This is a genomic window from Streptomyces sp. NPDC029138 (genome assembly GCF_055564375.1).
The window spans coordinates 47,120-59,973 of the sequence record NZ_JBVHWM010000035.1; the positions used below are offsets into that span (position 1 = coordinate 47,120).

The 12,854-nt window shown below is 71.5% G+C and carries 9 protein-coding genes; 6 read left to right on the top strand and 3 right to left on the bottom strand.

Features of this window, described 5'->3' with window-relative positions; genetic code table 11:
- Positions 1–95: 95 nt before the first annotated feature.
- Entirely contained in the window at positions 96–1,064 is a 969-nt protein-coding gene (locus ACZ4WH_RS25235; RefSeq protein WP_468184254.1) for an LLM class flavin-dependent oxidoreductase, read from the bottom strand.
- Between the two features lie 54 nt (positions 1,065–1,118).
- The gene (locus tag ACZ4WH_RS25240) at positions 1,119–2,567 is read right to left on the bottom strand and encodes a cytosine permease (protein WP_468184257.1); all 1,449 of its coding nucleotides are present in this window, start codon (positions 2,565–2,567) and stop codon (positions 1,119–1,121) included.
- A 169-nt stretch (positions 2,568–2,736) separates the two neighbouring features.
- Between ACZ4WH_RS25240 and ftsY the strand changes: the two genes are divergently transcribed.
- The gene (gene ftsY, locus ACZ4WH_RS25245) at positions 2,737–3,939 is read left to right on the top strand and encodes a signal recognition particle-docking protein FtsY (RefSeq protein ID WP_468184259.1); all 1,203 of its coding nucleotides are present in this window, start codon (positions 2,737–2,739) and stop codon (positions 3,937–3,939) included.
- Positions 3,940–4,027: 88 nt separating this feature from the next.
- Here ftsY and ACZ4WH_RS25250 read toward each other — a convergent pair whose 3' ends face one another.
- Positions 4,028–4,690 carry a bifunctional DNA primase/polymerase gene (locus tag ACZ4WH_RS25250; protein WP_468184262.1) on the bottom strand — a complete coding sequence of 221 codons (663 nt, stop codon included), beginning with the start codon at positions 4,688–4,690 and terminating at the stop codon, positions 4,028–4,030.
- A 457-nt stretch (positions 4,691–5,147) separates the two neighbouring features.
- Here ACZ4WH_RS25250 and nsdA point away from each other — a divergent pair, with 457 nt between their 5' ends.
- The 5 genes from nsdA (at position 5,148) to ffh (ending at position 12,786) form a co-directional block, all read left to right on the top strand.
- Positions 5,148–6,626: a transcriptional repressor NsdA gene (gene nsdA / locus ACZ4WH_RS25255; protein WP_468184264.1), complete on the top strand. Its 1,479-nt coding sequence runs from the start codon at positions 5,148–5,150 to the stop codon at positions 6,624–6,626.
- Between the two features lie 343 nt (positions 6,627–6,969).
- Positions 6,970–8,310, top strand: coding sequence for an ammonium transporter (locus ACZ4WH_RS25260; protein WP_468184266.1), 1,341 nt, complete (start codon positions 6,970–6,972; stop codon positions 8,308–8,310).
- Complete coding sequence (locus tag ACZ4WH_RS25265; RefSeq protein WP_030990174.1) at positions 8,307–8,645, top strand: P-II family nitrogen regulator; 339 nt, start codon at positions 8,307–8,309, stop codon at positions 8,643–8,645. Before ACZ4WH_RS25260 ends, ACZ4WH_RS25265 begins: the two co-directional genes overlap by 4 nt.
- Before the next feature lie 55 nt (positions 8,646–8,700).
- A complete protein-coding gene (locus ACZ4WH_RS25270; RefSeq protein WP_468184269.1) occupies positions 8,701–11,154 on the top strand; it encodes a [protein-PII] uridylyltransferase in 2,454 nt (817 codons plus the stop codon).
- 81 nt (positions 11,155–11,235) lie between these two features.
- Positions 11,236–12,786 carry a signal recognition particle protein gene (gene ffh / locus ACZ4WH_RS25275; protein ID WP_468184272.1) on the top strand — a complete coding sequence of 517 codons (1,551 nt, stop codon included), beginning with the start codon at positions 11,236–11,238 and terminating at the stop codon, positions 12,784–12,786.
- Positions 12,787–12,854 lie beyond the last annotated feature (68 nt).

The window sequence follows — 12,854 nt, forward strand, 5'->3', positions numbered from 1 at the left end:
GTCCCCGCTGCCCCTCTCCTCGAACCGTCCGCCGCCCCCGGCCCGGCCACTGCCCGGACCGGGGGCGGCGGTGTCGTACGCGCGCTCTCCCGGGATCAGCCGAGCGCGGGCACCACCCGCCGCGCGAACAGCCGGAGGCTGCGCCAGCCCTCCTCCACCGGCATACCGCCCGCCAGCGGATGCAGCACCAGGCTGTCCAGGCCCTGCGCCACGCACTGCTCCGGCGTGAGAATCCGGTAGACGCCCTCGGCGCGCAGCTCCGCCACGGTCGTGGCCGCCGATCTCACCGCCGAGCGGACCCCGCCCGACTGCCAGGAGGCGTACGTCCGGGCCTCGTGCAGGAAGTGCTCGCCGTACTCGGCCCACGCCCGGTCCGGGTCCTCGGCGAGGTGCAGGAGCGGGGTCTCGGCGGCCGGCATCATCGTCCAGCCCTTGGTGCCGTACTCGGTCAGCTTCTCCTTGTAGTACGTCTCCAGCTCCGGCAGATGCGCGCTCGGGAAGAACGGCAGGCCGAGCCGGGCGGCCCGGCGGGCGGCGGCCCTGGAGGAGCCGCCGACCAGCAGCAGCGGGTGCGGATCGGTGTACGGGCGCGGGGTGAGCCGTACCCGTCGGCCCCGGTGGGTGAACTCCTCGCCGGTCCACGCCGTCAGCAGCGTCTCCAGCAGCTCGTCCTGGAGCCGGCCCCGCCGGTGCCAGTCCACGCCGAACAGGGCGTACTCCTGGGGCCGGTACCCGATCCCGGCGACCGTCACCAGCCGCCCGCCGCTGAGCAGATCGAGTACGGCGATCTCCTCGGCCAGCCGCAACGGGTCGTGCAGCGGGCCGATCACCGCCGACACCGTCACCGCGATCCGGCGGGTCGCCCCGAACACCGCGCCCGCGAAGGCGAACGGCGACGGCAGCCAGTTGTCGTCGGCGCCGTGGTGCTCCTCGGTCTGCACGGTGCTGATCCCGTGCTCGTCCGCGTACGCGGCCATCTCCAGGGCGGCCCGGTACCGGGCGGAGAGGGCGGCGGGACCGGCGCCGGGCGCGACGAGGTTGAAACGTACGACGGTGACGGGCATACGACGTCCCCCTCCGGTACGACTCGGTGGAGGGGGACGGTAGCTGACGGAGCGTCAGACAGCCAGAGTCTCGGGCTCCGGCGCGCGGGTGACGGCCGCCGGGCGCTCGACCGCCGGCTTCGGGAGCACCAGGTACAGACCGCCCGAGATCACGATCGTGGCGACCCAGCCGAGGCCGTACTCGCCGATCACGTTGTTCGTCGCGAGCGGGCCGGTGAACCAGTCCGAGGTGGTGAACATCAGGCCCGACACCAGGCCGATCGCCCACGCGGCCACGGCCGCGGGGGAGAAGCCGCCCTTGTACCAGTAGGCGCTGGCGCGGGTGGTGTCGGTCATCGCCGCGCCGTCGTACTCGGTGCGGCGGAACATGTCCGCGCCGAACACGCCGACCCAGGCCGAGAAGGCGACCGCCAGCAGCGACAGGAAGGCGATGAACGAGCCCATGAAGCTCGTCGCCACCAGCATCAGCACCCCGCCGAAGATCAGCGAGATCACGGCGTTGACCGAGACCGCCCAGTGCCGCGGCACCTTGAAACCCAGGGTCTGCGCGGTGAAGCCCGCCGAGTACATCGACATGGAGTTGATCAGCAGCATGCCGATCAGCGCGATGAACAGGTACGGCACGGCGATCCAGGTCGGCAGGATCTCGCCGAGGAAGGACACCGGGTCGCTCGCCGAGGCCAGGTCCGGCGTGGCGACGGCCATCACCGCGCCCATCAGGACCATGGGCAGGACGACGACACCGGCGCCGCCCACCGCCGTACCCACGATCGCCTTCGAGGACGCCGTGCGCGGCAGATAGCGGGTGAAGTCCGGCGCCGACGGAATCCAGCTGACACCGCCGGCCGCGATCATGCCGATGCCGGTGATCACCGCGGCCGTGGAGCCGGCGCCGTGGTCCAGCACCTTCGACCAGTCGGTGTTCGCCACCAGATAGGCCAGGACCAGCACCGAGAAGACGCCGAAGAGGTAGGTCGCGTACTTGTTGCACTTCTGCACGGCGTTTATGCCGAGCCCGGAGATCGCGAAGGTCGCGACCACGAACGCCAGCAGCGTCACCATGTCCAGCACGCTGTTCGCCTCGATGCCGAACAGGATGTCCAGGATGGTGAGCATCGCGTAGGCGCCGGTCACCGCGTTGATCGTCTCCCAGCCCCAGCGCGCGATCCAGATCAGCGAACCGGGCAGCAGATTGCCGCGCTGTCCGAAGACCGCCCGCGACAGCGCCATCCCCGGCGCGCCGCCCCGCTTGCCCGCGATGCCGATCAGACCCACGAGGCCGTACGACACGATCGGCGCCGCCACCGCGACGACGAGCGCCTGCCAGATGTTCAGGTGGTACGCCACGACCAGGCTCGCGCCCATCGTCAGCAGCAGCACGCTGATGTTCGCGCCGACCCAGGTGGGGAACAGTTCCCGGGTCTTCGCCGTGCGCTCGTGGTCGGGGACCTGTTCGATACCGCGCGTTTCGAGAGCGCCTTCGGTCTCGACGGTTTTCGTCATGAAAAGAGGTGCCAGACGTGGGGGGACAGGGACGAGGGGACTCTACGCGCGTCAACAGCGCGGCCACCATCGTACTTTGCTCCCACTCCTGGCGATACATGGCGTTTGTCTCTCAGAGGAAGCCACAAACGGGGTCCGCGCGGACCCCATGGCCGATACTGGACGCGTTATGGAAACCGTCATCCTTGCTGTAGTCATCGCCGTGGTCGTGCTCGGCGCGCTCGGCGGGCTGATCGTGGGCAGTCGGCGCCGGAAGTCGCTGCCCCCGCCGCCCCCCAAAGCGCCCGACATCACCGCCCCCCCGGCCGAGCCGCACGTCGGCGACGAAGCCGAGACGCCGCGCGACGAACCGCGCCGGACGATCGAGGAGGTGGATCTTCCCGGCGGCCCCGCACCGGTCGTCGTCGAGGAACCCCCCGTGGTCGAGGCTCCCGGGATCGAGATCCCGGAGCCCACCGCAGGCCGGCTGGTCCGCCTGCGCGCCCGCCTGTCCCGCTCGCAGAACGCCCTCGGCAAGGGCCTGCTCACGCTGCTCTCGCGCGAGCACCTGGACGAGGACACCTGGGAGGAGATCGAGGACACGCTGCTCACCGCCGACGTCGGCGTGCAGCCCACCCAGGAACTTGTCGAGCGCCTGCGCGAACGCGTCAAGGTCCTCGGCACCCGCACCCCCGTGGAGCTGCGTGGCCTGCTCCGCGACGAGCTGCTCAAGCTGATCGGCACCGACATCGACCGCACGGTCAGGACCGAGCCCGAGGACCGCAAGCCGGGCATCGTGATGGTCGTCGGCGTCAACGGCACCGGCAAGACCACCACCACCGGCAAGCTCGCCCGGGTGCTCGTCGCCGACGGCCGCAGTGTCGTGCTCGGCGCCGCCGACACCTTCCGGGCCGCCGCCGCCGACCAGCTCCAGACCTGGGGCGAGCGCGTCGGCGCCTACACCGTGCGCGGCCCCGAGGCCGGCGACCCCGCCTCCGTCGCCTTCGACGCGGTCAAGGAAGGCAAGGAGATGGGGGTCGACGTCGTCCTCATCGACACCGCCGGGCGCCTGCACACCAAGACCGGCCTCATGGACGAGCTGGGCAAGGTCAAGCGGGTCGTGGAGAAACACGCGCCGCTGGACGAGGTGCTGCTCGTCCTGGACGCCACCACCGGCCAGAACGGCCTGGTCCAGGCGCGTGTCTTCGCCGAGGTCGTGGACATCACCGGCATCGTGCTGACCAAGCTGGACGGTACGGCCAAGGGCGGCATCGTCATCGCGGTCCAGCGCGAGCTGGGCGTGCCGGTCAAGCTGGTAGGGCTCGGCGAGGGCGCGGACGATCTCGCGCCGTTCGAGCCGGAGGCGTTCGTGGATGCGCTTATCGGAGAGTGAACCACCTGCCGACGTCGGTAGGTGGCCGGCAAGAAGCTCCCGCCCCTAGGCGCAGTCGGGGACGGGAGCTTCGCTTTTCCCGGCGGACCTACGCCCTGGCCCGCGACCGGTGGGCCACGTACGCCAGCGTGCCGAGCAGCAGCCGGGCCGCCGGGGGCCGGGTCGCCGAGTCCAGCGCGGGCGGGCGCAGCCAGCGCACCGGGCCCAGGCCGCCCCGGTCGGAGGGCGGCGCGGTGATGTGCGTGCCCGGGCCGAGGCCGCGCAGGTCCAGCGCGGCCGGGTCGTCCCAGCCCATGCGGTAGAGCAGCCGGGGGAGGTCGGCGGCGGCACCGGGAGCGACGAAGAAGTGGGCGCGGCCGTCCGGGGTCGCGGTCACCGGGCCGAGCGGGAGGCCCATGCGCTCCAGGCGGACCAGGGCGCGGCGGCCGGCCGGCTCCGCGAGCTCGATGGCGTCGAAGGCCTGGCCCACCGGCAGCATCACCGAGGCGCCCGGGAACTCCGACCAGGCCTTGCTCACCTCGTCCAGCGTGGCCCCGGCCGGCACCGGCGGCGCGAAGTCCAGGGGATGCGCGCCCGGCGCCGGGCAGTCGGACCGCCCGCACGAACAGGCGCCCCCGGCGGCCCGCGCCCCCGGCACCACCTCCCAGCCCCACAGCCCGGTGAACTCGGCGACGGCGGTGCACTCGGCGGACCGGCCGCGCCGACGCGTGCCGGAACGGATCTCGCGGATGCCGCCGATCGTGAAGCCCATGCCCCCTCCAACGGGTCCAGCGCGCCGGTGGTTACGCCACGGAGCGAGACGGAAGCGGAACGTAACGCTACGGCTCCGCCTCCCCACGGCGACGCGGTGATAAGGCGGCGCCTTGGGGTGCGGAGGGTGGCGCACCGGGGGATACGCGCCCCTGAGTGCGTCACTCCGCCCACTTCCGGCCGTCCTATGTCAAGTGAATCGCGTGGAGCACACCGTGAGTTCATTCGAAGGGGTGGCGAATGGTGGCGTTTCAGGGATCCCCGTGGCTGGACGGGTGATCGTAGGATTACTGTGAGTGTGCGAGTCCCCGGGGCACATGCACTCGTGGGTATGCCGGAGGCAAGTCGGCATCTCGTTCGAAGGGTGAGTACCGGCGGACGGGAGGCCCTATTTACCGGCATTCTGATAGGGCTTGGCGCATCAGGCGACACGTGGTCTCAGGGATGGGGGCGTTCCAGTGGGCGGCAATGGCGGAAGCGGGACACACGCTGACAAGCGCCCCAACGAGCTGCTCGGTTCGTGGTTCGTGCGCAGCGGCTGGTCCAAGGGCGAGCTGGCCCGCCAGGTGAACCGCAGAGCACGCCAGCTGGGTGCCAACCACATCTCCACCGACACCTCGCGGGTGCGCCGCTGGCTGGACGGGGAGAACCCGCGCGAACCGATCCCGCGCATCCTCTCGGAGCTGTTCTCCGAGCGCTTCGGCTGTGTCGTCTCCATCGAGGACCTCGGCCTGCGGGCCGCCCGCCAGTCGCCCGCCGCCTCCGGTGTCGACCTGCCCTGGACGGGCCCGCAGACGGTCGCCCTGCTCGGCGAGTTCTCCCGCAGCGACCTGATGCTCGCCCGGCGCGGCTTCCTCGGCACCTCGCTCGCCCTGTCCGCCGGTCCCTCCCTCATCGAGCCCATGCAGCGCTGGCTCGTGCCCACCCCGGCCTCCCCGGTCCCGCCCGAGCCCCAGCCCGCCTTCGACGCGCGCAGGCCGGGCCGGCTGTCCCGGCCCGAGCTGGAGCTGCTGGAGTCGACCACGCGCATGTTCCGCCAGTGGGACGCCCAGTGCGGCGGCGGCCTGCGCCGCAAAGCGGTCGTCGGCCAGCTGCACGAGGTCACCGACCTGCTCCAGGAACCCCAGCCCGAGGCCACCACCCGCAAGCTCTTCCAGGTCGCCGCCGAGCTGGCCGAACTGGCCGGCTGGATGTCGTACGACGTCGGCCTCCAGCCCACCGCGCAGAAGTACTTCGTGCTCGCCCTGCACGCGGCCAAGGAAGCCGGTGACAAGCCGCTCGGCTCGTACGTCCTGTCCAGCATGAGCCGCCAGATGATCCATCTCGGCCGGCCCGAGGACGCCCTGGAGCTGATCCACCTCGCCCAGTACGGCAGCCGCGACTGCGCGAGCCCGCGCACCCAGTCCATGCTGTATGCGATGGAGGCCCGCGCCTACGCCAACATGGGCCAGCCCGGCAAGACCAAGCGCGCCGTCCGCATGGCCGAGGACACCTTCGCCGAGGCCGACGAGTGGGACGAGCCCGACCCCGACTGGATCCGCTTCTTCTCCGAGGCCGAGCTGTACGCCGAGAACTCCCACTCCTACCGCGACCTCGCCTACGTGGCCGGGCGCAGCCCCACCTACGCCTCCCTGGCCGAGCCGCTCATGCGCCGGGCTGTGGAGCTGTTCGCCGACGACTCCGAGCACCAGCGGTCGTACGCGCTCAACCTCATCGGCATGGCCACCGTGCACCTGCTCCAGCGCGAGCCCGAGGAGAGCACGACCTATGCCACGCGGGCCATGGAGATCGCCAAGAAGGTCCGCTCCGAGCGTGTGAACACTCGTATCCGAAAGACGGTCGACACGGCCGTCCGCGACTACGGCGACCTCGCCGCCGTGGTCGACCTCAGTGACCAGCTCGCCGTCGACCTGCCGGAGACCGCCGAAGCCGTCTGACCACCACAGCACCGCCAGACCCCGGCCGCGGCCGGTCCTCCCGAACTGCCCGACTCGGCTCCCCCATGCCAGGTCGTCGGAAGGCCCGCCGCGGCCGGTTTGTGTCTCCGCGCGAGCCCCGTGGAGAAGGTTGCGCCACGATAACGATCGCGCAGCCCGGTATCTGGCACTTCATCGACGCGTAACACACAGGGCGCCTTCGTCACCCCGGCGAAACAACGAGGGGCTTCCACCGAAACCGCGCTGCGCCAGTCTCGTGGCGCATAACCGGCCCACCCCTCACCCGACCGGACCCCTCAGGCACCGCCCGCACGGCGCCGTACCAACCGACGAGGAGACGCCGATGGCACCAGCCATCATGCTTGCGGCGGACGCACCCAAACTGTCGTCCGCCAACACAGGCTTCATGCTCATCTGTTCCGCCCTGGTGCTGCTGATGACCCCGGGACTGGCCTTCTTCTACGGAGGCATGGTCCGCGTCAAGAGCACCCTGAACATGCTGATGATGAGCTTCATCAGCCTCGGGATCGTCACCATCCTGTGGGTGCTCTACGGCTTCTCCCTCGCCTTCGGCACGGGCAACAGCCTGCTCGGCTGGAACGCCGACTGGATCGGCCTCAGCAACATCGGCCTGACGGAACTCTGGGACGGCTACACCATCCCGGTCTTCGTCTTCATGGTCTTCCAGCTGATGTTCGCGATCATCACCCCCGCCCTGATCAGCGGCGCCCTCGCCGACCGGGTCAAGTTCTCCGCCTGGGCACTGTTCGTCGTCCTGTGGGTCACGATCGTCTACGTCCCGGTCGCCCACTGGGTCTGGGGCGCCGACGGCTGGGCCTACAAGCTCGGCGTGATCGACTTCGCGGGCGGTACGGCGGTCCACATCAACGCCGGTGCGGCGGCGCTCGGGGTCATCCTCGTCATCGGCAAGCGCGTCGGCTTCAAGCGCGACCCCATGCGCCCGCACAGCCTCCCGCTGGTCATGCTCGGCGCCGGTCTGCTCTGGTTCGGCTGGTTCGGGTTCAACGCCGGCTCCTGGCTCGGCAACGACGACGGCGTCGGCGCGCTGATGTTCGTCAACACGCAGGTCGCGACGGCCGCCGCCATGCTGGCCTGGCTCGCCTACGAGAAGATCCGGCACGGCGCGTTCACCACGCTCGGCGCCGCCTCCGGCGCGGTCGCCGGTCTGGTCGCCATCACCCCGTCCGGCGGTGCCGTCTCCCCGCTCGGCGCGATCGCCGTCGGCGCCATCGCCGGTGTCGCCTGCGCCGCGGCCGTCGGCCTGAAGTTCAGGTTCGGCTACGACGACTCCCTCGACGTCGTCGGCGTCCACATGGTCGGCGGCATCATCGGCTCCCTGCTGATCGGCTTCTTCGCCACCGGCAAGGGCCAGTCCACCGCCACGGGCGTCTTCTACGGCGACCACACCTTCACCCAGCTGTGGAAGCAGTGCGCCGGTGTCTTCGCGGTCCTCGCCTACTCCCTGATCGTCTCCGCCGTCCTCGCCTTCCTCCTCGACAAGACCCTGGGCATGCGGGTCACCGAGGACGAGGAGATCTCCGGCATCGACCAGGCGGAGCACGCCGAGACCGCATACGACTTCAGCGGCGCCGGCGGCGGCGTCACGGGCACCCTCGCCGCCTCGGCCCTGGCCGCCGCGCAGAACAAGAAGGTGGACGCATGAAGCTCATCACCGCCGTCGTGAAGCCCCACCGGCTCGACGAGATCAAGGAAGCCCTCCAGGCCTTCGGGGTTCACGGACTGACGGTCACCGAGGCCAGCGGCTACGGCCGGCAGCGCGGCCACACCGAGGTCTACCGCGGCGCCGAGTACACCGTCGACCTCGTGCCCAAGATCCGCATCGAGGTGCTGGCCGAGGACGACGACGCCGAACAGCTGATCGAGGTCATCGTCAAGGCGGCCCGCACCGGCAAGATCGGAGACGGCAAGGTCTGGTCCCTGCCCGTCGAGACCGCCGTACGGGTCCGCACGGGCGAGCGCGGGCCGGACGCGCTCTGACACAGCACAATCTGGGTCAGGGGAACGTCGGGGGAAACGGAACAGGAGTCGCTGGGTGACCGGTACGGATGTGCGGAAAGAGACGGAAGACTCGGGACCCGGCGGCTACGCGGCGGCCCGGCTGCGCCTCCTCACGGAGGGGGCGCGGTCCGGGCCGCCGCGCCGTACCGCCCTCGCCGAACTGACCGACGACTGGCTCGCCGGACTGTTCGACGCGGCGGCGGGCGCGGCGCAGGGCGTCTCACTGGTCGCCGTCGGCGGCTACGGCCGCGCGGAACTGTCCCCGCGCAGCGACCTCGACCTGGTCCTGCTGCACGACGGCTCCGACCCCGGCGCGGTGGCCGCCCTCGCCGACCGGATCTGGTACCCCGTCTGGGACCTGGGCCTCGCCCTCGACCACTCCGTCCGCACCCCCGCCGAGGCCCGCAAGACGGCCGGCGAGGACCTCAAGGTCCACCTCGGCCTGCTGGACGCCCGCCACCTGGCCGGCGACCCCGCGCTCACCGCCGGCCTGCGCACCGCCGCCCTCGCCGACTGGCGCAACCAGGCCCCCAAGCGCCTCCCCGAACTCCAGGAACTGTGCGCCGAACGCGCCGCGCGCCAGGGCGAACTCCAGTACCTGCTGGAACCCGACCTCAAGGAGGCCCGGGGCGGCCTCCGGGACGCCACCGCCCTGCGGGCCGTCGCCGCCTCCTGGCTCGCCGACGCCCCGCGCGAGGGCCTGGCCGACGCCCGCCGCAGCCTGCTCGACGTACGCGACGCCCTGCACCTGGCCACCGGCCGCGCCACCGACCGGCTCGCCCTCCAGGAACAGGACCAGGTCGCCGCCGAGCTGGGGCTGCTCGACGCCGACACCCTGCTGCGGCAGGTCTACGAAGCGGCGCGGGTGATCGCGTACGCCAGCGACGTCACCTGGCGGGAAGTGGGGCGCGTGCTGCGTTCGCGCGCCGTCCGGCCGCGGCTGCGCGCCATGCTGGGCGGCGGCAAGCCGGTCACGGAGCGGTCGCCTCTGGCCGAAGGCGTGGTGGAACAGGACGGCGAGGTGGTGCTCGCCCGTGCCGCACGCCCCGAACGCGACCCCGTGCTCCCGCTGCGCGCCGCGGCCGCCGCCGCCCAGGCCGGTCTCCCGCTCTCCCTGCACGCCGTACGGCGCATGGCCGCCACCGCACGCTCCCTGCCCACGCCCTGGCCCGCCGAGGCCCGCGAGCAACTGGTCACCCTGCTCGGCTCCGGCCGCCCCACCATCGACGTCTGGGAGGCCCTGGAGGCCGAGGGCCTGATCACCCGCCTCCTGCCCGACTGGGAACGGGTGCGCTGCCGGCCGCAGCGCAACGCCGTGCATGTGTGGACGGTGGACCGCCATCTGATCGAGACGGCGGTCCGCGCCTCCGAGTTCACCCGCCGCGTCAGCCGCCCCGACCTGCTCCTGGTCGCCGCCCTGCTGCACGACATCGGCAAGGGCTGGCCCGGTGACCACTCGGTGGCCGGCGAGATCATCGCCAAGGACGTCGCCGCGCGGATCGGCTTCGACCGCTCGGACGTGGCCGTCCTGTCCCTGCTGGTGCGCCACCACCTGCTGCTCATCGAGACCGCCACCCGCCGCGACCTGGACGACCCCGCCACCGTCCGCTCGGTCGCCGAAGCCGTCGGCAGCCAGAGCACCCTGGAACTGCTGCACGCCCTCACCGAGGCGGACGCCCTCGCGACCGGCCCGGCCGCCTGGTCCTCCTGGCGCGGCTCCCTCGTCGCCGACCTCGTCCGGCGCGTCTCGGCCGTCCTCGCCGGGGACGCCCCCGACGAGCCCGAGCCGGCCGCGCCCACCGCCGAGCAGGAACGGCTCGCCATCGAGGCCTACCGCACCGGCGGCCCGGTCCTCGCCCTGCGCGCCCAGACCGAACAGGTCACCGACGAGGAACCGGCCGGCGACCCGGAACCCCTGGGCGTGGAGCTGCTCATCGCCGTACCCGACCAGCCCGGTGTCCTCCCGGCGGTCGCCGGTGTCCTCGCCGTGCACCGCCTCACCGTCCGCACGGCGGAGCTGCGTACGCTGCGCCTGCCGGACGACGTGGACGACGACGGAACGGTCCTCCTCCTCAACTGGCGGGTCGCCGCCGAGTACGGCTCCCTGCCCCAGGCGGCCCGGCTGCGCACCGACCTCGTCCGCGCCCTCGACGGCACCCTCGACATCGCAGGCCGCCTCGCCGAACGCGACGCGGCCTACCCGCGCCGCCGCGGCTGGAGCGCCCCGCCGCCCCGCGTGACCGTCGCCCCGGCCGCCTCCCACCACGCCACGGTGATCGAGGTCCGCATCCAGGACGCCCCTGGTCTGCTGTACCGGATCGGGATGGCCCTGGACAAGGCGGGTGTACGGGTCCGCAGCATGCACGTGAGCACGCTGGGCTCCAACGCGGTGGACGCGTTCTATGTCACGACGGGGGCGGGCGCACCGCTGCCCGGCGAGGACGCGGCATCGCTGGCGGGGGTGCTGGAGGAGACGCTGCGCGGATGACCTGCTCCGGTGCTTGCGGCTCCGGGATACCCTGGAGGGCGACCTTCAAGACCGTCACCGACCCCGAGGACCGCGAGCGCCGTGTTCGACACTCTCTCCGATCGCCTGTCAGCGACTTTCAAGAACCTGCGCGGCAAGGGACGGCTCTCCGAGGCGGACATCGACGCCACGGCACGCGAGATCCGTATCGCGCTTCTCGAGGCGGACGTGGCGCTGCCTGTCGTCCGCACGTTCATCAAGAACGTCAAGGAACGCGCGCTCGGGGCCGAGGTCTCCCGGGCGCTCAACCCCGCCCAGCAGGTCCTCAAGATCGTCAACGAGGAACTGATCACCATCCTCGGCGGCGAGACCCGGCGTCTCCGCTTCGCCAAGCAGCCGCCCACCGTGATCATGCTGGCCGGTCTCCAGGGTGCCGGTAAGACCACCCTCGCGGGCAAGCTCGGCATGTGGCTCAAGGAGCAGGGCCACTCCCCGCTGCTGGTCGCCGCCGACCTCCAGCGCCCCAACGCCGTCAACCAGCTGAGCGTCGTCGCCGAGCGCGCCGGTGTCGCGGTGTACGCGCCGGAGCCGGGCAACGGCGTCGGTGACCCGGTGAAGGTCGCCAAGGACTCCCTCGACTTCGCGAAGTCCAAGGTCCACGACATCGTGATCGTGGACACCGCCGGCCGCCTCGGTATCGACGCCGAGATGATGCAGCAGGCCGCGGACATCCGGGACGCGGTCGGCCCCGACGAGATCCTGTTCGTCGTCGACGCCATGATCGGCCAGGACGCCGTCAACACCGCCGAGGCCTTCCGCGACGGCGTCGGCTTCGACGGCGTGGTCCTCTCCAAGCTCGACGGCGACGCCCGTGGTGGTGCGGCCCTGTCGATCCGGCAGATCACCGGCAAGCCGATCATGTTCGCGTCGAACGGCGAGAAGCTGGACGACTTCGACGCGTTCCACCCGGACCGGATGGCCTCCCGCATCCTCGACATGGGTGACCTGCTCACCCTGATCGAGCAGGCGGAGAAGACGTTCAGCCAGGAAGAGGCCGCCAAGATGGCCTCCAAGCTGGCGTCGAAGAAGGGCCAGGACTTCACCCTGGACGACTTCCTGTCCCAGATGGAGCAGGTCAGGAAGATGGGCAGCATCAGCAAGCTGCTCGGCATGCTCCCGGGCATGGGCCAGATCAAGGACCAGATCGCCAACCTGGACGAGCGGGACGTCGACCGCGTCGCCGCGATCATCAAGTCGATGACCCCGGGCGAGCGCCAGGACCCGACGATCATCAACGGCTCCCGCCGTGCCCGTATCGCCAAGGGTTCCGGTGTCGACGTCAGCGCGGTCAAGGGCCTGATCGAGCGGTTCTTCGAGGCGCGCAAGATGATGTCCCGCATGGCCCAGGGCGGCGGCATGCCGGGCATGCCCGGAATCCCGGGCATGGGCGGCGGCCCCGGCCGGCAGAAGAAGCAGCAGAAGAAGGCCAAGGGCAAGCAGCGCTCCGGCAACCCGATGAAGCGCAAGCAGCAGGAGCTGGAGGAGGCGCAGCGCCGCGAGGCCGCCGCGCAGGGCGGGAACGCGTTCGGGCTGCCGCAGCAGGGCGGCCAGGACTTCGAGCTGCCGGACGAGTTCAAGAAGTTCATGGGCTGAGTCCCGCTCGTACGACGCCGGGGGCGCTCCCTTCCGCAGAGGGCGCCCCCAGCGTGTGCCGAGGCCCG